The 21,446-nt window shown below is 61.9% G+C and carries 13 protein-coding genes; 12 read left to right on the forward strand and 1 reads right to left on the reverse strand.

The genetic code is table 11. The features are described from left to right. Positions 1–42 precede the first annotated feature (42 nt). From ACVI1L_RS28120 to ACVI1L_RS28175, 12 genes are all read left to right on the forward strand, one after another. Complete coding sequence (locus tag ACVI1L_RS28120; RefSeq protein ID WP_456784366.1) at positions 43–1,293, forward strand: glycosyl hydrolase; 1,251 nt, start codon at positions 43–45, stop codon at positions 1,291–1,293. 111 nt (positions 1,294–1,404) lie between these two features. Then, the gene (locus tag ACVI1L_RS28125) at positions 1,405–3,585 is read left to right on the forward strand and encodes a bi-domain-containing oxidoreductase (RefSeq protein ID WP_456784367.1); all 2,181 of its coding nucleotides are present in this window, start codon (positions 1,405–1,407) and stop codon (positions 3,583–3,585) included. Position 3,586: 1 nt separating this feature from the next. Continuing rightward, positions 3,587–5,575, forward strand: coding sequence for an alginate lyase family protein (locus ACVI1L_RS28130; RefSeq protein WP_456784368.1), 1,989 nt, complete (start codon positions 3,587–3,589; stop codon positions 5,573–5,575). Then, complete coding sequence (locus ACVI1L_RS28135) at positions 5,572–6,726, forward strand: glycosyltransferase (protein ID WP_076833251.1); 1,155 nt, start codon at positions 5,572–5,574, stop codon at positions 6,724–6,726. Before ACVI1L_RS28130 ends, ACVI1L_RS28135 begins: the two co-directional genes overlap by 4 nt. A gap of 668 nt (positions 6,727–7,394) precedes the next feature. Then, positions 7,395–8,666, forward strand: a complete 1,272-nt coding sequence (locus ACVI1L_RS28140) for a calcium-binding protein (protein WP_076833253.1) — start codon at positions 7,395–7,397, stop codon at positions 8,664–8,666. Between the two features lie 460 nt (positions 8,667–9,126). Beyond that, on the forward strand, positions 9,127–9,741 hold the full coding sequence (locus ACVI1L_RS28145) for a class I SAM-dependent methyltransferase (RefSeq protein WP_057020229.1): 615 nt from the start codon (positions 9,127–9,129) through the stop codon (positions 9,739–9,741). A gap of 195 nt (positions 9,742–9,936) precedes the next feature. Continuing rightward, positions 9,937–12,171: a peptidase domain-containing ABC transporter gene (locus ACVI1L_RS28150; protein ID WP_057020230.1), complete on the forward strand. Its 2,235-nt coding sequence runs from the start codon at positions 9,937–9,939 to the stop codon at positions 12,169–12,171. Continuing rightward, positions 12,161–13,507 (forward strand): HlyD family type I secretion periplasmic adaptor subunit, encoded by a 1,347-nt coding sequence (locus tag ACVI1L_RS28155; RefSeq protein WP_076833256.1) that lies wholly within the window; start codon positions 12,161–12,163, stop codon positions 13,505–13,507. Before ACVI1L_RS28150 ends, ACVI1L_RS28155 begins: the two co-directional genes overlap by 11 nt. After that, entirely contained in the window at positions 13,504–15,540 is a 2,037-nt protein-coding gene (locus ACVI1L_RS28160) for a tetratricopeptide repeat protein (RefSeq protein WP_253587356.1), read from the forward strand. Before ACVI1L_RS28155 ends, ACVI1L_RS28160 begins: the two co-directional genes overlap by 4 nt. A 334-nt stretch (positions 15,541–15,874) precedes the next feature. Then, positions 15,875–18,079, forward strand: a complete 2,205-nt coding sequence (locus ACVI1L_RS28165) for a glycosyltransferase WbsX family protein (protein ID WP_168856485.1) — start codon at positions 15,875–15,877, stop codon at positions 18,077–18,079. An 11-nt stretch (positions 18,080–18,090) separates the two neighbouring features. After that, positions 18,091–19,014 (forward strand): glycosyltransferase family 2 protein, encoded by a 924-nt coding sequence (locus tag ACVI1L_RS28170; protein ID WP_168856486.1) that lies wholly within the window; start codon positions 18,091–18,093, stop codon positions 19,012–19,014. Positions 19,015–19,517: 503 nt separating this feature from the next. Then, complete coding sequence (locus tag ACVI1L_RS28175; RefSeq protein WP_057020235.1) at positions 19,518–20,762, forward strand: glycosyltransferase family 92 protein; 1,245 nt, start codon at positions 19,518–19,520, stop codon at positions 20,760–20,762. Between the two features lie 116 nt (positions 20,763–20,878). Here the strand turns inward: ACVI1L_RS28175 and ACVI1L_RS28180 are convergent, their stop codons facing one another. Next, positions 20,879–21,445, reverse strand: a complete 567-nt coding sequence (locus tag ACVI1L_RS28180) for a hypothetical protein (protein WP_225161215.1) — start codon at positions 21,443–21,445, stop codon at positions 20,879–20,881. Between the last annotated feature and the right edge of the window lies 1 nt (position 21,446).

Consider the following 21,446-nt stretch of genomic DNA (forward strand, 5'->3'; position numbering starts at 1 on the left):
TATGCAATCCCGGCACCGATGTGACGGCGACGAGACAGGGACATGGCAGGCAGAGTGAGGGATTGGGGCCAACGGGCATTGATTGCGCTGGTTTTGAGCGCGGTGCTGCCGCTGGCCTACAATTGGCCGCTGCAGTGGAATGGTTCGACGTCAAGCGATGCGCTGAGTGCGAGTCGCGTGAATGCGGTGATCCCGCCGGCGCTGTTCGGCATGACGATCAACGCAATCGGGCAGTCGCAGCCAAAGTCGCAGCCCTGGCCGGAGCTCAAATTCGACGGCGTTCGGCTATGGGGCGCGATCTACTGGGCACAGATCAACCCGGCGCCCGGCATCTACAATTGGGCGCGCTTCGATGCCATCCTGGCGGCGGCCGAGCGAGAACACGTCGAGATCGTTCTCAATCTCGCCTATACGCCGCGCTGGGCCGCGTCGGTGAAGGATGCGCCGCCGGCGTTCACGCCCGGTGCAAGCTCACCGCCGGCCGATCTCGCGTCATGGGACGACTGGGTGCGCGCGGCCGTGGCGCGCGCCGCCGGCCGCATCAAATACTGGGAAATCTGGAACGAGCCCGAGGATCCCAAATATTACTCGGGCGATATCGCGACCATGGTCCAGCTGCAGAAGCGGGCCTACGAGATCATTAAAGCCAGCGATCCCACCTTGACCGTGCTGACACCGCCGTCCAACGGCACGCCGGACGGATATCGCTGGCAACAGGCCTTCATGGCGCAAGGCGGCGGACAATATGCCGATGTGTTCGCCTTCCACGGCTACACGAGCGAACCCGAAGCGGTGATTGGAATCATTGCGCGCTTCAGGAAAATCCTTGCCGCGCACGACCTGTCCGCGAGGCCGATCTGGGACACCGAGGCCGGCTGGTCGTCCTATGAGGACAATCCGGACGGGTGTCTGGCGCGCGCCTACATCCTGAAATGGATCAGCGGCGTCGACCGGTTCTATTGGTACGAGTTTGCCGGAGGCGGCAGCGACTTTGGAAAATTATGGGACCCGGCGCGCGGGCTGCTTCCGAGCGGAATTGCCTACCGCACGATCCAGTCCTGGTTGGTCGGTGCAAGCGTCGTGGCGGCAGGCAGGACGTCGCCGTCGACCTGGCGCGTCGAGCTTCGCATGCCGGATGGCCGCAACGGCTTGATCCTCTGGACCACCAAAGGCCGGTCCGTTTATCGGGTCGACCCGCGCTTCAGCCTTTACCAGGGCCTCGACGGCGGCGAAGGGCCTGTCGCCAACGGCGAGGTCGAGATCTCGCCAAAACCGGTCCTGTTGCTGGAATGATAACAATGTTAAGTCTCCGGCAATGAGATAATTATGACGATGATCCTGGCTTCATTGCGGGCGGCAGGCGCGATACAAGGAGCGCTGTTAACTTGAGGCGATTGACCGACCGTGAAGCAGATCGCGCAGAACTATAAGAGCGGCGAGCTCAAGCTGATCGATGTGCCGGCGCCGCGCTGCCGCCCCGGCGGGGTTTTGGTGCGCACGGCGTTCTCGGCGGTGTCGACCGGCACCGAGATGATGAAGTTCACCGAAGGCCGCCTGTCGCTGCTCGGCAAGGCGCGCGCGCGACCTGACCAGGTTGCCAAGGTGGTGCGTTCGGTCCGTCAGCAGGGGTTGGCTGCGACCTATCAGAAGGTGATGAACCGCCTCGATTCCTACACGCCGCTCGGCTACTCGCTGTCGGGCACCGTCGTGGAAGTGGGCGAGGGCGTCGGCGGCTTCTCGGTCGGACAGCGTGTCTGCTGCGGCGGCAATCAATATGCAACCCACGCCGAATATAATTGGGTGCCGGTGAACCTCTGCGTGCCGCTGCCGGACAGCGCTGCGCTGGACCAGGCCGCATTCACCACGATCGCCGCGATCGCGCTGCAGGCGATGCGCCAGTCGGAGATCCGTTTCGGCGAGACCGCCTGCGTGATCGGCCTTGGCCTGATCGGGCAGATCATGGTGCGGTTGCTGCGCAGCGCCGGTGTCGTGGTCGTCGGGCTCGACAGGCTGGAGGCGCGATGCCGGCAGGCGGAGGCTGCTGGCGCCGCGGTCTGTGCCGTCGCATCGGATGATGCCGCGGCCGAATTCCGCGCCCGGATCGACCAGCTGACCGCAGGCAACGGCGTCGATTGCGTGTTCATCACCGCAGGCAGCGACGATCCCGATCTCGCGTCGCGTTCGGCGGCGCTGCTGCGCGACCGCGGCCGCATTGTCGATATCGGCAAATGCACGCTGAACCTGCCGTGGAGCGAATTCTACGACAAGGAGCTCGACGTGCGCTTCTCGCGGTCCTACGGCCCCGGCCGCTACGATCCGCTCTATGAGGAGGGCGGCATCGATTATCCGATCGGTCATGTGCGCTGGACCGAGAAGCGCAATATGGAGGCGATCGTCGCGCTGCTGGCCGACGGGCGGCTCGATTTTTCCTCGCTGATTTCCGAAACGGTGCCGCTGGAGCAGGCGACGTCGGCGTTCGAGCGCATGAGCCGTGGCGAGGTCGGTCTCGGCATGGTGTTCGCCTATCCGGACGCCGCTCCCCGCGCGATGCAGATGACCTATCGTCCGGCGGTTGCCCTGCGCAGCGGCCGGGTGCGGCTCGGCGTCATCGGCGCCGGCAATTATGCCTCCAGCATGCTGTTGCCGCAGCTTGCGAGCAACCAGCGCGTCGATCTCGTCGAGGTCGCCACCAATACCGGCCTGAGCGGCGCCACGGCAGTCCGCAAGTTCGGCTTCGCGCGTGCCTCGACGGATGCGGCCTCGGTGCTCGGCGCCGACGACATCGATGCCGTGCTGATCGCAACGCGCCATGCCTCCCATGCCGACCTCGCGACGCAGGCGCTGCGCGCCGGCAAGGCGGTGTTTGTCGAGAAGCCCTTGGCGATCGATACAAGCTCGCTCGATCGATTGGAGCAGGTGATCCGGGAAACCGGCAACAGCCGGCTGATGGTCGGCTTCAACCGCCGCTTTTCGCCGCTGCTGCAGGGCATGCGCGCGGCATTCGCGCCGGCAGGACCGCAGACCCTGCAATATCGCGTCATCGCCGGGCCGCTAGAGAAATCGTCCTGGTATCTGCAGGCCGAGAGCGAAGGCAGCCGCTTCGTCGGCGAGGGCGGCCATTTCATCGACGTGTTGTGCTGGTGGCTCGGCGCCGAGCCGGTGCGTGTCTCCGCGAGCACGGCGGGCAGGGACGTCGACAATCTCGTCGCCACCTTCGATTTTGCCGACGGTTCGGTCGCGAGTCTCAGCTATCTCACCGGCGGCGATCCGCGGGTGCCGAAGGAAGCGCTCGAGATATCGGCAAGCACGGGTTTTGCCGCCTTCGACAATTTCTCGGGCTTCGAGGTCTGGCACTCCGGACAGCGCACGGCGAAGACAGCGCGGCTCGACAAGGGCCAGCGGCCGATGCTGGATGCCTTCATCGCCGCGGTCGCATCGGGAGCCGCGATGCCGATCGCGCTCGACGGGCTGCTGGCGACCACGCGCGCAACGCTTGCCGTGCAGGAAAGCGCGGCCGCCGGGATGCCGATCGATCTGACGGCCGGTGCAGCAGAGCAGGGCGTCGCGCACGCCTCGACGGCGTGAGATGAATCCGGCCTGGTATCTGCGCAGGCTGCAGCGCATGGAGCCGTCCGAGCTTGCGGGGCGGGTGAACGACCAGGTGCTGCATTTGCTCTGGCGGATCACTCCGCCCGATATCGCGCGGCGTGCCGGCGCCAGGCTCGCTCCCGGCCCGCGGCAGCCGCGCCTGAAGCCGCTGCCTTCGCGGGCGAGCGCCCCGCAACAGGCCGCCGAACGGCTGATCCAGAGCGCCGACCGGATTCTCGTAGGGCACTGGCGGATTTTCGCCAGGGACCATGGGGCCCTCGGCGAACGGCCTGACTGGTTCGTCGATATCAGAAGCGGCAAGCGGGCGCCGGCCGGTGTGCACGCATTCGCGGTTCCCTATCGTGACGAAACCGCGGTCGGAAACATCAAATACATCTGGGAGCCGTCGCGTCATCACCATCTCACGGTGCTCGCGGCCGCGTATTACCTGAGCTCCGACGAGCGCTACGCCGTGCGCGCGGCCGAGCATCTGGTGAGCTGGTGGCGCGAAAATCCGTTCCCGCGCGGCCCGCACTGGATCAGCGGCATCGAGCTTGGCGTGCGGTTGATCTCATGGGCCTGGGTGCGCCAGCTGCTGCAGAACTGGCCCGGCGCTGCCGCGCTGTTCGAGGACAACGAACTGTTCCTGACGCAGCTCTATGCGCATCAATACTGGCTGTCGCAGTTCCCAAGCCGTGGCTCCTCGGCCAACAACCACCTCATCGCGGAGGCTGCCGGGCAGTTCGTGGCGGCTTGCGTGTTTCCGTTCTTCCAGGACAGTGCGCGATGGCGCGAGCAATCGGCCGCCACACTGGCGCACGAAGCCGTTGCGCAGACGCTTGCCTGCGGCAGCAACAGCGAGCTCGCGACCGATTATCATGGCTTTGTTCTCGAACTGCTGCTGGCGGCGGCAGTGCAGGGCGAGTCCTCCGGACATCCGCTTGGCGATGCGGTGTGGACCACGATGTGCCGCATGAGCGACGTCATTGCTGCGATGCTGGACGATCGCGGTCATCCGCCGCGGCAGGGCGACGGCGACGACGGCATCGGCCTGCTGCTCGACGATCACGCCGGCAATCGCTGGCTCGGCTTGCTCGCCAGCGGCGCGCGCCTGTTCGGCGCTCTGCCATGGTGGCCCACATCGCCGGAGCCCGATCTGCGCAGCTTTGTGCTCACCGACGGCATCGAGGCCCGTGCGATCGCCGGGCGGCCCAAGCGCCGCCCGCATCTGCTCGAGGGGGCGGGACAGACCTTTCTGATCGATTCCGACCGCGCGGTGTGGTGCCGCTGTGACCATGGCCCGCATGGCTTCGGCCGCATTGCCGCCCACGCCCATGCGGACGCGTTGTCGCTCGAATGCAGGATCGGCGGTGTGGAGATCCTCGCCGACCCCGGCACCTATTGCTACCATGGCGATCCGCGATGGCGGGCCTACTTCCGCTCCACGCTGGCGCACAACACGCTGTGCCTGTTCGCGCGCGACCAGTCAGTGTCGGGCGGGCCGTTTCTCTGGACACGGCATGCGCAGAGCCGGCTTGTCGCCGCCAGCGGCCTGGACGATCGCGATCCGGATGCGAGCTGGGTCGCGGAGCATTCGGGATATCGCGACGAAGCAGGTGTCGTGCATCGCCGCGCGGTGCAATTGCAGCGTCGGGCGGCGCGGCTCGTCGTCACCGATACCGTGCTGGCTGATGAAGCGCTTGCGGTGCCGGCGAGCCTCAGCTGGCATCTCGGTCCCGAGGTCGAATGCAGGCTCGAAGGGCACAGGGCGCAGCTCGCATGGCCCGGCGGGCGCGGCGAGCTCGATCTGCCGGCGGCCCTCAGCTGGGTGCCGTATCGGGGTGACGAGACCATGCCGGCCGGCTGGTATTCGCCGTCCTTCGATCTCAAGGTGCCGGCGACGACCTTGATCGGCTGCGGTACGCTCGCGGGCGGGCAAAACCTGGTGACCGAGCTGCGCTGGTTTTCAGACCCGGCCGGATCATGAAGATCCTGGTCGCTCACAACAGGTATCAGGGACGCGGCGGCGAGGACGTCGTGTTTGAAGCGGAAGTCGACCTGCTGCGCGCCGCAGGACACAGCGTTGAAACGCTCACGGTCAGCAACGCGGCGATCAATTCGCTCCCCGCGCGCATCACGACCACGCTGTCGATCGCCGATAATGCGGAGGGAAAGCGGGTCGTGGCGGAAGCGATCGACCGCTTTCGCCCCGACGTTGTGCACGTCCACAATTTCTTCCCGCTGCTGTCGCCCGCCGTGTTCGATCTCTGCCGGCAAAAGTGCGTGCCCGCGGTGGCGACCCTGCACAATTATCGCAGCATCTGCACCGGCGGCATGCTGCTGCGCGACGGCCGCATCTGCCACAAGTGCCTCGATCGCGGACACCTCTGGGGCGTCGTGCACCGCTGCTACCGCGGATCGCTTCCGGGCTCGATCGCCTCGGCCTACATGATCGCGCAGCACCAGCGCCGTGGCACCTGGACGCGTCCCGGCCTGCGCCTGATCGCGCTGACGCAGTTCGCCAAAACCCTGTTCACGCAGGCCGGCTTCGACGCCGATCGGATCGACGTGAAACCGAATTTCATGGTCGATCCGGGGGCGCCCGATGCAGCCACGCCGCGCAGCGGGCTACTCTATGTTGGACGGCTGAGCCGCGAGAAGGGCGTCGGCGTGCTGCTCGAGGCCGTTGCGGGGACCGGCGTGCCCTTGCGCGTCGTGGGCGAGGGGCCGGAGCGTGCTGCGTTGGAGGCTCGGGCTTCCGATCATGTCACCTTCCTGGGCGGGCTCTCGCGCGATGAGGTGCTGCGGGAAATGGCGAATGCCCGGGCATTGGTGGTGCCGTCGCTATGGTACGAAGGATTTCCGATTGTCGTGGTCGAGGCCTTCGCGTGCGGCACGCCGGTCATCGCCTCCGAGATCGGCGGACTTGCCGAGGTGGTGAGCGCCGGCAAGACCGGCGCGCTGGTGCCGCCGGGCGACGCGGCCACGCTCCGAAATCGGATCAGTGAGGTTCTCGGCGCCGCCGAACTGACCGCCGCATGGGGACGGGCCGCACGAGCCGCCTATCTCGAGCGCTACGCGCCGGACGAGAACCGCCGGCTGCTCGAGGCCATCTACGCGCGGGCCGCCGGGGGATGATCGCCGCAGGTCGGCGCTCTGCCCGCGATCGGGCATCGCCGGTTCCATGCCGACGTTGCTAACATATTGCGGCAAATCTGGTGTTAATTTGTTACAGCAGGGTGTCTGAGCGGCATCGCGCCAGGTTTTTGATCTTGCGGTCGAACGGCGCTGATTCTGCGGGTGATTCCGTGGATCTCGCTTGATCGAGCCCGCAAACTGCTGCCAAGGGGCGCTATAACACTGGCCGGTCGGGCGCCGGCTGCGAAGTTTGACGCTTTTTTGCAAAACGTCTCATGCGATGCAGAAATATTTTTTTCAGATCAGAAAATCGCGTCGAAGCGCTCACGGCATCAGCGAAATTCTGCGCTCCCGCGGTATCCGGGGGCCCCGTGAAACCCCGTATAATCGCTACCCTTTTTTGCGTCGCGGCTAACATTGGCGATGGGCGTGCGTTGAATGTTATGGTGCATTCGAAGTAGTGCTAAGTCCCGCATAAATCTCAGGGAACCAGGTGTTAACAGCGCATTGCTGATTGACACTCTGGCCTAACGGTCTTAACAATGGACTTAACAAGTTCGTAACCTGGGTCCACATTTGAGTTGCGTCGCAACAAACCAGTTGTGAATCAACAGCTTATGTGTGGGCGAGCGGCTTGAATCCTCGTATCCCAAGCAGGGGCTACATCGATGGCGACTTACAATCTAGACCAGACGGACCTCAAACACGCGATCAACGGAACGATCGATCACTCGACCCAGCAACAGATTCTTGACTATCTGATCAACGCGGGGATCGGATACACCAGCCCGGATAACGGCGCGACGATTCCGGTGCAGGAAGGGGCTGGGATCACCAACCCGGATCCGAACGCCAATGTTCTGATCGAAACCAACCCGATTAACACCGTTAACACCGACGCCAACCTGAAGGCGATCATCGAGGACACCAACAAGGACGTCACGCTGACGGTGAACGGCAGCACCCCGGTGCTGGTCGCGACCGGCCACGGCAACGATCAGGTGTTCATCAACAATACCGGCGACACGACGGTTCTCACCGGCTCCGGCAACGACACGATCTTCGGCGGTGCCGGTCACGACTCGATCGATGCCGGCTCCGGCAACGACGTGCTGGTCGACAACGTCTCCGGTCACAGCACGCTGGATGGCGGCAAGGGCAACGATCTGCTGTTCGGCTCCGGTGCCGACACCCTGAACGGTGGCTCCGGCAACGACACGCTCTACGGCGGCAGCTCGTCGCAGTTGAGTGGCGGTGACGGCAAGGACGTGCTGGTGTCCGGCAGCACCGCCGGCAATTCCAGCACGCTGGATGGCGGCAAGGGCAACGATGCGCTGTACGGTGGTGCGGGCAACGACAGCCTGGATGGCGGCGCCGGCAACGACTCGCTGTATGGCGGCTCCGGGGTCGACACGCTGCATGGCGGCAACGGCAATGACCTCCTTGTCGGCGGTGCTCAGACTGCTGCTGAGTTCGGCGGCAACGGCAAGGACGTGCTCTACTCGGGCAGCGATGCGTCGCACGCGACCTCGCTCGATGGCGGTGCCGGCAACGACTCGCTCTATGGCGGTGCCGGCAACGACACGCTGCATGGCGGTTCCGGCAACGATACGCTGGTCGCCGGCTCCGGCACGCAGACGCTGATCGGCGGCGACGGCAAGGACTCGTTCGTCGGCTCCGACACCGGTACGGCTTCGATGGTCGGCGGCTCCGGTCAGGACTACTTCTACCTGAACAACGCCACCAGCAGCGACACCATCGATGGCGGTGGCGGCAACAAGGACTCCCTGACCTTCCTGGATCACGCTTCGACCGACGTGAGCAACATCAGCTCTGGATCGAACGGTTCTATGGACATCACCTTCAGCAATGGTCAGGTGACCCAGATCAGCAACATCGAATACCTGATCTTCAACGATGGTAACTCGACCAAGCTGTAAGATCCTAGGTCTGCACTAAGCGAAAGCGCCGCCCCAACCGAGGTTGAGGCGGCGCTTTTTTTCTTTGATCGCCGGCATGGCCGTCAGGAATGGGTAATTGAAATTGAACAATCGAATACGCTGCCGTTGATGATCATGACGCACCTGCGATGAGTTCGACGGCTCGCCTCAAGGGGAAGCGCATGCGCGCATTCCGATTGGAACTTTGTCGGCCGATTCGCGTCGGATGCATCAAATCAATCACAAGTTCCGCCCGGGGCATTTCCGCCAATGGATGTTATAAGTTAGTTCGTCACATTCGGACCACGTAGCTTTTGTAAAGCCGTGCCGCTCGCTTGACACAACGGAGCTGCGCCCGATGGCTATCTGCGGCCCTGGCACCTTTGTTCAAGACGAACGATCGCTGCAGAACCCAGCCGCTTAACGAACTCGCGGAGCTCTCGAATTGGCCAAGAAAAAAATGCTGAATGCCGGCGCTGGATCGACGGTTACCAAGCGCATCCAGCCGCTCCTGACATCGCATGAATGGGACGAGATTCGATTGGACGTCGACGGCGGCGTGAGCCCCGACGTCGTCGGGTCGATTACCGATCTTGCCCGGTTGTTCCCGGCGGCCTCGTTCGACGCGATCTGGTGTTCTCATGTCATGGAGCATCTCTACGCCCATGAGGTTCACCCCACATTCGTCCAGTTCCGCCAAGTCCTCAAGCCGGACGGATTCGCGTTGATCATGTCTCCCGACCTCGAGGCGGTCGCGCAGCACATGTTGACGCGCGGCCTCGGCGCGATCGCTTACGTCTCGCCGGCCGGTCCGATCCGGCCATTGGACATGATCTACGGGCATTCCGGCGCGATCGAACAGGGGCGCTATCACATGGCGCACAAGACCGGCTTTTCGACCGAGCGGATGGGAAACCTGCTGCTCAGCGCCGGCTTTCCGACGGTTTCCGTTCGGAGCGGGAATTTTGAGATCTGTGCATTGGCACTCATGCCGGAGGCCAGGGATGAGCGGATCAGGCCGCAGCTGGAGGCCTGCGGATTCGACTTCCAGGAGACGGTGACCGCCGACTCGTGATTTGTCGATGTTAAACAATGTTATAAGGTTCCCTGGTTAAATCGCGCGAGAACGTGCTCGAAATTAGCTTCGCGGCCTGCCGTGAAACATATCTTTTTCGGGTGACGCGCTGAAAATGCTGCGTTAGCGAACTAACAGTGATACGTTATATCTCGCTGGGACCGGACCTTGCGCAGTCGAAACTTCGAGGCATCCATGACCAAACACCTCTCGCTCGTCGGCGCACCTTCGGTGGAGGCGCTGCCACCTTCGGGCCTCGCTTGTCTCGTCATCGTGGCAAGGCAGCATGGCTTGCATCTGACCCCGTCCCAGCTGATCCACGACAACCTCCTGGGCGATCAGGAAGTCACGCTGGCCGAGCTTTTGAAGTGTGCGAATTCCTCGGGCATGACGGCAAAGGCCGTCACGCTGGACTGGAAGGGTCTGAGCCATCTCAAGAGGGCGCTGCCGGCCATCGTTCGGCTGCGCGACGGCAGCCACATGGTGCTGCTGCGCCTCGAAGGCGACGAGAACAGCTCCCGGGTGGTCCTGCAGGATCCGAACGCGAGCGAGGACGCGCTGCTCGTTATCGATCAGCCGCGCTTTGAGGACATCTGGTCGGGCGACGTCGTCATGGCCAAGCGCGACTATGAGATTTCCGACGAGACGCAGCCGTTCAGCTTCGGCTTTGTCACCGCGTTGTTGTTCCGCGAACGGCGCATCCTGCGCGACGTCGCGATTGCGGCGCTGATCCTGGGCTTCATGGGCCTGGCACCGATCATGTTTTGGCGGCTGCTCTCGGACAAGGTTATCTTCTACAAGGCCTACAATACGTTCTATGTGCTGTGTACTGCGATGCTCGTGGTCATCGTGTTCGAGGCGGCATTCTCGTTCCTGCGGCAGTATCTGGTTCAGCGTTTGACGGCACGCCTCGACGTCAAACTGTCGACCTACGTGTTCGAGAAGGTGCTCAATCTGCCGATCGACTACTTCGAGCAGAATCCCGTCGGCCTGATTTCCCGGGATATCCGCGAAGTATTTCGAATTCGCGGCTTTCTCACCGGGCAGTTGTTCGGGACCATTCTCGATTCGACGACGCTGTTCTTCTTCCTGCCCGTCATGTTCTTCTTCAGCCCGCTCATGACGCTGATGGTTCTTGCCTTTGCTGCGATGATCGTGACCTGGCTGATCGTGATGCTGCCCGCCTATCGGAAGAAGTCCTCGGCAACCCTGGCGGCCGAAGGGGCACAGGGAGCGTTTCTGATCCAGAGCCTGAACGGCATGCGGACCATCAAATCGCTGGCGCTCGATGCGCGCCAGCGCCACATGTGGGACGTGCTGGTGGCGCGCGTCGCCAAGGCGCGGCTTGCGGAAGGCATGACCGGAACCGCCATCCAGACGCTGGTGAAGCCGTTGGAGCGGCTGGCGGTGAGTGCTCCCTATGCGTTCGGCGTCTACATGGCCGTGTCGAGTGGCGATCCGGTCTATGTTGGCGCGCTGTTTGCCTTTCTGATGCTGTCGCAGCGCGTTGCCGGCCCCCTGATGCAGATGGCCCAGCTCATCAACCAATATGACGAGGCGCGCACCGCGGTCACGATCGTCGGCAGGCTGGTGAATCAGCCGGCCGAGGAGGGACGCTCCGGCCATGGTGTGAGGGTCCCGCTGAAGGGGCTGGTCGAATTCTCCGGCGTCACGTTCAAGTACAAGGGCGCGGTGTCGCCGGCGCTCAACAATATTTCCTTCGAGATTCCGCTCGGTACGACGCTGGGCGTGATGGGCAAGAGCGGCTCGGGCAAGACCACGATCACGCGGCTATTGCAACGCCTGCACTCCGACTATGGCGGACTGATCAAGGTCGACGGTATCGATGTCCGCGAATACGACGTCGACCATCTCCGGCGCAACGTCGGCGTCGTGCTGCAGGAGAACTTCCTGTTCAGCGGCACGATCCGCGAGAATATTGCGGCCGCAAAGCCCGATGCGACCTTCGATGACATCGTCAGGGCGGCGCGATTGGCCGGTGCCGAGGAATTCATCGACAAGCTGCCGCGAGGCTATGAGACCTATATCTACGAGGGATCCACGAATCTTTCCGGCGGCCAGCGCCAGCGCCTCGCGATCGCGCGAGCGCTGATCGTCAATCCGCCGATTCTGATCCTGGACGAAGCGACCAGCGCGCTCGATGCGGAGAGCGAGACGATCGTGAACGCGAATATTTCGCGGATTGCCCATGGCCGCACGCTGATCATCATCTCGCACCGTCTGTCGTCGCTGACGAAGGCCGACGCGATCCTCGTTCTCAACCGCGGCGTCGTCGACGATATCGGTCGTCATGAGGAACTTCTTGAACGGAACGACATCTACAGCTCGCTCTGGTACCAGCAGAACACTCACCTTGCGCCGGCGGGCCGCAATGAAAAGAATTTCAGGAGTCCGACCCTTGTCTCCTAATCAAGCTTCGCTCGCGACCGTTCGCCAGTTCCAGTCCGAGACCGATGCGATCCGCGAGGCCGCCGAGCCGTTGCTGGCCCGCGCAACGCTGTTCGTCCTGGTGGGGTTCCTCGCCGCCGTCGTGGCGATCATGTGCTTCACGCGCGTCGATCGCGTGATCACGAGCGTGGGCGGCAAGATCGTTCCCGTCGATCAGATCAACGTCCTGCAGGCTTTGGACGCGTCCATCATCAAGACGATCGATGTTCGGGAAGGTCAGCAGGTTGAGACGGGACAATTGCTCGCGACCCTGGACTCGACGTTCACGGCTGCCGATGTCACGCAGTACAAGCTGCAGGTTGCGAGCCTTGAGGCGCAGGTCGCCCGGGACGAGGCCGAATTGTCCGGAAAGCCGTTGTCGTACGGCCAATCCAACGATCCTGATGTCACCAGGTACAACTCCTTGCAAAAGGCGCTCTACGACCAGCGCGTCGCGCAGTACCACGCACAGGTGAACAGCTACGATTCCAAGATCAGCCAAACCGAAGCGACGATCCAGAAGTCGAAGAAGGACGACGAGCGGTACAGTCAGCGTGCCGAGATCGCCGGCAAGATCGAGGACATGCGCTCGACGCTCGCCGAAAGCGGCAGCGGGTCCAAGCTGAACCTGTATCTTTCGCAGGACACGCGCCTGGAGCTGTTGCGTCAGATCGACAACACGCACAACACTTTGCTTGAAGCGCAGCACCAGCTGGATTCCTTGAAGGCGGATCGCAACGCCTTCACCGAGCAGTGGAACGCGCAGCTGAGCCAGGATCTGGTCACGACGCGCAACAACCTTGATACGGCCCGCTCACAGTATGACAAGGCGATCAAGCATCAGGACCTCGTGCGGTGGACGGCTGCCGAGCCATCGGTCGTCTTGACCCTCGCCAAGCTCTCGGTCGGGTCCGTGCTGAAGCCGGGTGATCCCTTCATCACGCTGATGCCGCTCAAGACGCGGCTCGAGGCCGAGATCCAGATCCTGTCGCGCGACGTCGGCTTCGTCCGGCCCAACGACCCCTGCACGATGAAGGTCGATGCGTTCAACGCGGCGGAGCACGGTACGGCCGAAGGCAAGATTCGCTGGATCAGCGAAGGCGCCTTCACGAACGACGATGATGGAAAGCCTGTCGACGCCTTCTATAAGGCGCGGTGTTCGGTCGACCAGACCAACTTCAAGGATGTTCCGAAGACCTTCCGCCTCATCCCCGGCATGACGCTGCAGGGTGATGTCAATGTCGGCACCCGCTCGGTGGCGATGTATCTGCTCGGCGGCATGCTGCGCAGCGCAAAAGAAGCAATGCGCGAGCCATGACGGTATCGACGCGTTCCCTTCTCGACTTGCTGCGCCCCGGCTCGTCCCGTTCAGACTCGAAGCCGTTTGAACGGGGGCTGGAGGCGTACGAGAACCAGCAATATCTCGAGGCGTTGCGGTTTTGGCGGCTCGCCTCGCAAGCCGGCGATCCGGAGGCGGATTACCGGATCGGGCTGCTCTATGCGCGGAACGAGGGTGTTATCGGCAGCCTTCCGGATGCGGTCGCGTGGTACGAACGCGCCGCCCTGAAGGGACATACCGAAGCCCAATTCCAGCTTGGCTTGATCTACTTCAACGGCGTCAACGCCACGGTTGGACCGAACAGGCCAGAGATGTGGCGGCAATCCACTGCGGCGCGTCTGGGCGACAAGGCAGTCAACCTCCACGATCTGGTTTTCCCGAACGGAATCGGCGTGCCCAGGGATATCGACGCCGCGTTCCTCTGGTTATCGGTGGCGGCGGAGGCCGGCAAAGCGGAGGCGCAAGCGATCCTTGGCGATATGTACGCCAACGGGCAAGGCTGCACGAAAGATCACGCTGCCGCCCTGCGCTGGTACGAGGCCGCGGCCGAGCAGAAGGCGGCGGCCGGTGAGTTCGCGCTTGGCGATGTGTATTATCAGGGGCGGGGCGTTCCCGTCGATTTCGCGCAGGCCGCGATCTGGTATCACAAGGCCGCGGAACAGGGACATGTTCGCGCACAGGTTGCGCTGGCTTTCATGTGCCTCAAGGGTACCGGGCTCCCCGAAAATGTCGAAGAGGCCGCACGGCTGTTCCAGAGCGCCGCTGCGCATGACGATACGATCGCGCTCTACAACATTGCGCTGTTGCGGTTGAGCGGCAAAGGGGCTGTCAAGGATCTCGACAGGGCCGAGACCGCATTGCGCAAGGCGGCGCGGAAGGACTACCTGCCGGCGATCCAGGCGCTCGCTGAGTTCTATGCGCTCGGAACTGCCGCCGAGCCGGATCTGCGCGAGGCGGCATATTGGTACGAGAAGGCGGCCGAGCGCGGCGATACGCAGGCGCAGTTCCTGACCGGACGCTTCTATGCCACCGGCACCGGCGTTCCGCCCAGCATTCGCCAGGCTGCGAAATGGTTCGAGCGTGCGGCGGAGGGCGGCCATGCCACGGCGGCCCACAACATTGCGGTGTTCTATCTCAATGGCAGGGGCGTGGCGCGCGATATCGCCACTGCGATCAAGTGGTTCGAGCGCGCGTCCGAGGGAGGCATTAGCGCCGCAGGCGTGCAACTCGGCCGGCTCTACTCGGCGGGCAACGGCGTGCCGCGCGATCAAGCGCGTGCGGCGGAGTGGCTCAGCAAGGCGGCCGACGGCGGCGATGCCGATGCGAAGACGGCCTATGCGATGTTTCTTATCCAGGATGAACCGTCCGCGGAGCGTCTTGCGCAAGCACGTGCGCTGCTGACCGACGCTGCCGAGGCGGGCCATCCGGCTGCGGCATTTCAGCTGGGCGGGCTTCACATGGGAAGATCCGGCGGCGCCGTCGACCTTCCGGCCGCAGCCCAATGGTTCAAACGTGCGGCAAGCGCCGGTCACGTCGAAGCCCAGCACACTTTGGCGCTGCTGTATTCCGATCCCAAGAGCGGCCTCAAGGATCCGCAGGCCGCCGCCGGCTGGATTGTCAAGGCCGCGGACGGCGGCAATGCCGCGGCGCAGTTCAAGCTTGCGGTGATGTATTGCACCGGGCAGGGCGTCGAGCAGGACCTCGCCAAGGGCGTCACGTGGTACGAGGCGGCGGCGCGCCAGGGCCACAGGACGGCGCAATACAACCTTGCCGTGATGCTCGGCCGGGGACAGGGGTGCGACGCCGATCCGGCGAAGGCAGCCGAATGGTTCGAGGCCGCTGCGAAGCAGGGCATGATCGAAGCCCAACTCGCAATTGGCGATGCGCTGCGCGCCGGCAACGGCGTCGCACAGGATCGCGATCAGGCGCTGTACTGGTATCGACAAGCGGCGCAGCAGAACAACGAAGGCGCGCGACGTCGTCTGCAGGCAATGGGCGAGAGCGTTGGCTGAGATTGTTGGAGGCGGCATCGCGTCGCGCGCAGGCAACGGCAGAGATGATGGACAGCTTTGTTTTTGAGCGCGAAGGCACGGAAGCGGGCAAGTCCGCGTGACAATCTAGGCAGAACTAACAATGGTTTTCACATCGACGACAGAGAGATTGCGCTAATGTTGCGTTCGCGGAAGAAATGTTCATTGTACCTCTGGTTGTGTGGAGATGATCGATAAGGATCAAGAGGTCACGATCCGGGCATGTCAGGCAGCGTGATCTCGGGATCGAACTTCCGCGCGACCGGGAAAGAGAAACTGGACCCGGCGCTGAGCGTTGGCAGGAGATTGAGTGGCAATGAACAAGATGGTCGAACGGAGCGTCAGGGATACAAAGGATATGTTGCCCGTTGCCAGTCCGGTTCAGCAGGACGACCATCCGCAGAGCCTGTTCCTGGATCCCGACGTAGGCGATCTCCAGTCAGGATCGCGTCTGCGCGGCGCGATACTGGAGTATTCGGGGCGTGGGATTTCGGGTTGGATTGTCGATGCCCAGTCGCCCGCTTCAACCGTTTCGATCGCGCTTTTTGTCGGTTCCCACTGTGTCGAGGAGGGACGGACAGGCCGATCTATGCCGGCCCGCGTAGGTCCGCGGAGCGTGATCGGGCGTCCCGGATTTCGTATCGATCTATCCGCGCCGGGAGTGCGCCGTCGCTTGGCGCGCGCCCTGAGAAACGCGCTTGTGGAGCCTAAGCGTGCGCAGATCTATCTGCGTATCAGCCTGAATGATGGCGAGTACTACGAAATACCCCTGTTCGAGAACTATACGCCAGGCGAATTGATCGTCGCGCTGGGGTTCTCGACCGCGGACTACGACGACCTGTTGTTTCCGAGCAACAACAGGATCGTTGCTGGACTGGCGGACGCGCCTCCCAAGGAGGTGCGCTACATTTGCTTCTACCTACCGCAATTCCATTCATTTGATGAAAATGACAGGTGGTGGGGGCCAGGGTTTACCGAGTGGACCAACGTCGCGCGCATGCGTGCCCAGTTTCCGGCACACGAGTCCCCATGGTTGCCGGCCGATCTTGGATTCTATGACGTCCGGCTGCCGGAAACGCGTCGTCAGCAGGGCGAACTGGCGCGCCAGTACGGCATCGATGGATTTTGCTACTACGTCTATTGGTTCCAGGGCCGAAGGTTATTGGAAAAGCCGCTTCAGCTGCTGCTCGAGGACGGCGAGCCGAACCTGCCTTTCTGCATTTGCTGGGCAAACGAGAATTGGTCTCGTCGGTGGGACGGCTCGGACGCTGAGCTTCTGTTGGGACAAAACCACTCCCTGGACGACGATGTCCGCTTTATCGACGACATGGCCGACCTGCTGCTCGATGAGCGCTACATAACTGTCGACGGTCGAAAGGTCATCGTCATCTACAGGCCGTCATTGTTGCCGGACAAGCAGCGCTTGTTCGAGATTTGGCGCGAGCGAGCCAGAGAACTCGGAATCGGCGAGCTTCTCATTTGCAATGCGATGACGTTCGGAGAGTTCGATCCGCGCGACGTCAATTGCGACGCGGCAATCGAGTTTCCTCCGCACACGGTCTCGACAAGGGAGGTGCCGCCGACCGAAGTCGATGCACCGCCGACCTTCGCTGGAAAGGTGTACGACTATGTCGACGCCATGCGATCGTCGATCGGCAAGATCTACGACTTCCCGTTCTTTCCTGCGGTGATGCCGCGTTGGGACAATACGCCTCGCAAGGGGCCGCGCGGTCACGTCTTTACCAGGTCCAGTCCGGAAGCGTTTGAGGTTTGGCTTCGCGATGCAACCCTGCGTGCCAAGGGCAACAGCTTTTCCGAATCATTGGTGTTTATCAATTCCTGGAACGAGTGGGCGGAAGGTGCGCATCTCGAGCCGGATTCGCGCCATGGACGGGCGTTTCTCGAGGTCGTGCGAAGGGTCGCTTCGGCTGAGCCCATTTCGGCCCAGATTCGAAATAGCCCGGATTTGCTGGATTGCCTGAGCAGGCAGGAGCTTGAGTGGGCGGTAAAAGAAGCCTCGACGCATGTCGAAGTGCTCGCAAGCCTGCACCGGTCGGGCCTCACCCATTCGGGGGTGCAGCGCGTAAGAAGCGGCACGCCAGTGGAGGCAGAAGGCGCGTCCGGTAATCCGGCAGGTTCGTTGCTGGTGATCGAGAACATCAATTCTCAAACTGGCGAACGGGTGATTGTCGATCCGCGCTATGAGATATTGGTGCGGGGATGGATTTGCGCGGGCAACGCCTTTGAGGCCAGCCGACAGAGAACGGGATTCCTGGTCCTGTCGGGGCTTACTCCGGATGGCGCAGCAAACGGCGGCTATTGCCTGATCGTAGATTGGCACGAGCGCGTGGACGTGAAGGAGTATATGAAGGCCGAGAGCAAGGACTGCTATTTCGGTTTCCAGCTGTCCTTCTCGATTCGAGATTTGCCGGATGGTGAATATCAACTCGCGGTTCTGGAGGTCGGCGACGGGACTAGTGCACTCGTGCGGTCTCGCCACTCGATCATCGTGAGACGTTGAGGTCGCCACCAATGCTCGCAAGTGTTGTCATCGCGTGCTACAAGCATGAGCAGTATCTTGAGGAATGCCTTGAGACTGTCTATCAACAGACGTTTGCCGACATCGAGCTCGTCATCGTAGACGACAATTCGCCGGACAAGAGTTTTGAAGTCGCGCAGAGGGTCCTCAAGAAGAGGTCGTTCGGAAAGCGCTTTGTTTCCTGCAAGCTGCTCAAGAACCCTCAAAATCTTGGCGCCCACTACACTTGGAACAGGGCATTATCGCTGACGAACGGCGACATGATTTTTCTTTTGAATTCGGACGATGCCTTTTCCAAGGATCGGGTTCGGCTGTTCGCGGATAAGCATGCCAATGATCGGCTGTTCTTCGGCTTCTCGGCGGTTGAGCCAATCGACGAACATGGAAAGTCGATCAGCAACTTCCAGTTTCCAACGCGCCTGCGCTATGCGATCGATCGGGCCCAGATCGCAGGTGCGCCGTTGTCATGGACATTTCTGGATTCTCAGATCGCGGCATCGACCGGAAACTTTGTCTTCAGCCGTGAACTGCTGCGGCAGGTGGGTTGGCTTGCCGATCTCAAATACTGCCATGACTGGGACTTTGCGTTGCGCGCGGTAACCAAGGTCGAGCCGACCTATCTCGAGACCGACCGCTATCTGTACCGACTTCATTCAACCAACAGTTTCCGAAGTCTGAGCAAGGTGGCAGAGAGCGAGACAAAGGCTTGCATGATGTCGTATTGCCTGAATGCAATCGCGTCACGGCCTCAGAACAAGACCTGCCTCAGTCCGTCAAATTTCGGCGATTCATTCTATGACTTCGTGAAGCTGCACCCGAACTTCAACTATTGGGTGAAGCAGATCTACGCGCCCTATCATGTAGAACACCGGACGGTGGAGTCGAACGATCGGACCCGGCCGGTTCGCTGGCGCTGATCGAGCAATGCAAGGCCAGCCTTGTCCGTTCCGACACAATCGGAACGGGGCCTTGATTGGGATGGAGACCGAGCGATTGCTTCATCGCTTCGTCGGCTGGGAGCCTGGCGTCCGATCGAATTGCGCCGACGAGAGGTCTGGAGCGTGCCGCAGCCGCAGCAGGGTGCTGGAACTCAAAAAGCTGAACGCGCCGGGCGGGAGGCTTGCGGATAACGATGTCAAAAGCATCGTTCTTGTAAGCCCGAACGACTAGCGGACTGCTTCATTCCCGTCGTCCATCGGCGATCTCCGATCGTTCCGGTCCCGTGACGCGGTTTTCGTGCAAATGACGTCGAGCCCCTTGCTCTATTGTATTGATTTTCCTCGAAATAACCTTACAAGAGTTAATTGTGAGCACTGCGTGTTATAGCCTTATTCTTGTAGGATATGTGCGCTAATAGGGAATTCGTGGTGCGAACCAATGTTAATAGCTTGTTGATCTCGTGGAGCGGCTCAGGTTGGACATGGAAATTCCAGCATTGTCTAGTTTCAGCTCAGGCGTGAATCTCGATACGCTTCCAGCAAGTGAGATCGAGACAAGGCTTAGAGATTTCTTTTCCGGGCGGATCGCAAATCCGAAGCCCGACGAGCTGATCCAATCGGTCAAGCAGTTGGAGCAGCAATTCGGTGATTACAAGGAATTCCAGTTTGCAAAGGCGGCGGCGCTTGTGCAGGCATGCGATTTCGCCGGAGCGCGTGGAATCCTTCTCGACCTCGTCAAGCAGATGCCATCCGACTCGCGGGTGTTGCATCGCCTGGCAATCGCGGCCCTCAATATGGGGTCCGCCCATGAAGCGCAGGATGTCTATCTTGCCGCGCTCATTGCGGCCCCGAAAAGTGAAAATCTGCGGCGAGAGTTTGCCGGCCTCCTGCGCGTGATGGAGGCCAAGAAGCTCTACGCCGGGGTCGATCGGAAGAAGCACGGCTTGGCGGTGGTGTGCGCCATCAAGAACGAAGGCGACGATCTGCTGGAATGGCTACACTTCCACAAACTGGTCGGCGTTGATCACTTCTACCTCTACGACAACGGCAGCACTGATGATACTCGTGCCGTGATCGAGTCCTTCCCGTGGCCGGAAATGATCACCTATCATTTCGTGGAAGGGGAATTCGGCCAGATGCGCGCGTTCTCGCATGCGATCGACAGCTACCGCAATTGTGCCGAATGGTGCGCCTTCATCGATGCCGATGAGTATCTGTTTCCGACGCAGGCCGGCAACATCAAGGACGTCTTGACCGAGCTCGGGCCGGCGCCGGCGGTGGCGGTGCATTGGTTGAACTTCGGGTCGAACGGTCACGACGCGAGGCCGGCCGGTCTGTGCATCGAATCTTTCACGCGTCGTGCTCCGGACGATTTCCCGGATCATTTCATCATGAAGTCAATCGTGCGGCCTGACACCATCGTGTCCTATCTGCATCCCCATCAATCGCTTGTCTTGGGTTGCTACGTTCACGAGGACGGCGCGCCTGTCTTCCCGATCGGCGGGCGCTGCACTGCTCCGAAGCGGAACAAGCTCGTGATCAATCACTACTACACGAAGTCGCGGCAGCAATTGCTGAAGAAGCGTGAGCGGGGCAGGCCGCTCGGCGATGGAGATCCTGAAAAGATCCGCGCAATGGAATTCTTCACGTTGCGCGATCGCAACGATGTCGAAGACGCCACGATCCAGAGGTTTCTTCCGGAGCTGAAGAAACTGGTTCAGGGCTGAATTCAAGGGAACAGCGATGTCCTCGCTGGAGGAGGGCGCGCCAGGCGGCGCGCCCGATCGTGTGCTTGAAGTGATTCTTGATCGCCGCGATCGGCTACTCTGGCCGCAGCGATCGGCTACAGCGGTTCCAGCCGGTATTTCGCAAGCAACTGCTGTGCGGCGACGAGATCAATCTCTGCCGGCCTTTGGAAGATCGACATGTTGTTGGCGCGCGCGATTTCGCGAGCGACCGTCCGCACCGAATGGTAGTGGGGACGATTCTCGAAGTCATGAATTGCGATGAAGGCTCCCGGTGCGGCGTGAAGCACGCACTGTACGAAGCAAGCCACGCGAAACCGGCCGTCAACGAAATACAGGTCGGCGGTCTTGCTTTCCGGACGCTCCCAGACACGTTCGTGATACTCGGGCCACGAGCGCTCCTTGTCCTTTTCCACGGGATAACCCCACTCGCGCAGCTTGCCGATATCGACGTGCAGCAGCAAAGGCTTGGTGCTCGCGTCGCCCGTGGCGTCGGCAACGTTGGCGAGCCATTCCGCGGAGGAATCGATGGAAATGACCCACTCCTTCTTGGTTTGACAGGCCAGCCAAGTGCTTCCTCCCGAGCCAAATTCCAGATACCGCGTCGAGAGGTCCACGAAACTTTTGAACAGTGTCAGTTCCTGACCGTCCATTGCGATGTTCATG

The organism is Bradyrhizobium sp. USDA 4516 (assembly GCF_054055915.1).

Bases quoted from the DNA above. Each gene is read 5' to 3' on its own strand.
- ACVI1L_RS28140 (WP_076833253.1), top strand. From the start codon at position 7,395: ATGGCGACTTACAATCTAGACCAGACGGACCTCAAACACGCGATCAAC.
- ACVI1L_RS28130 (WP_456784368.1), top strand. From the start codon at position 3,587: ATGAATCCGGCCTGGTATCTGCGCAGGCTGCAGCGCATGGAGCCGTCC.
- ACVI1L_RS28150 (WP_057020230.1), top strand. From the start codon at position 9,937: ATGACCAAACACCTCTCGCTCGTCGGCGCACCTTCGGTGGAGGCGCTG.
- ACVI1L_RS28120 (WP_456784366.1), top strand. From the start codon at position 43: ATGGCAGGCAGAGTGAGGGATTGGGGCCAACGGGCATTGATTGCGCTG.
- ACVI1L_RS28145 (WP_057020229.1), top strand. From the start codon at position 9,127: ATGCTGAATGCCGGCGCTGGATCGACGGTTACCAAGCGCATCCAGCCG.
- ACVI1L_RS28170 (WP_168856486.1), top strand. From the start codon at position 18,091: ATGCTCGCAAGTGTTGTCATCGCGTGCTACAAGCATGAGCAGTATCTT.
- ACVI1L_RS28180 (WP_225161215.1), bottom strand. From the start codon at position 21,445: ATGAACATCGCAATGGACGGTCAGGAACTGACACTGTTCAAAAGTTTC.
- ACVI1L_RS28165 (WP_168856485.1), top strand. From the start codon at position 15,875: ATGAACAAGATGGTCGAACGGAGCGTCAGGGATACAAAGGATATGTTG.
- ACVI1L_RS28160 (WP_253587356.1), top strand. From the start codon at position 13,504: ATGACGGTATCGACGCGTTCCCTTCTCGACTTGCTGCGCCCCGGCTCG.
- ACVI1L_RS28135 (WP_076833251.1), top strand. From the start codon at position 5,572: ATGAAGATCCTGGTCGCTCACAACAGGTATCAGGGACGCGGCGGCGAG.
- ACVI1L_RS28175 (WP_057020235.1), top strand. From the start codon at position 19,518: ATGGAAATTCCAGCATTGTCTAGTTTCAGCTCAGGCGTGAATCTCGAT.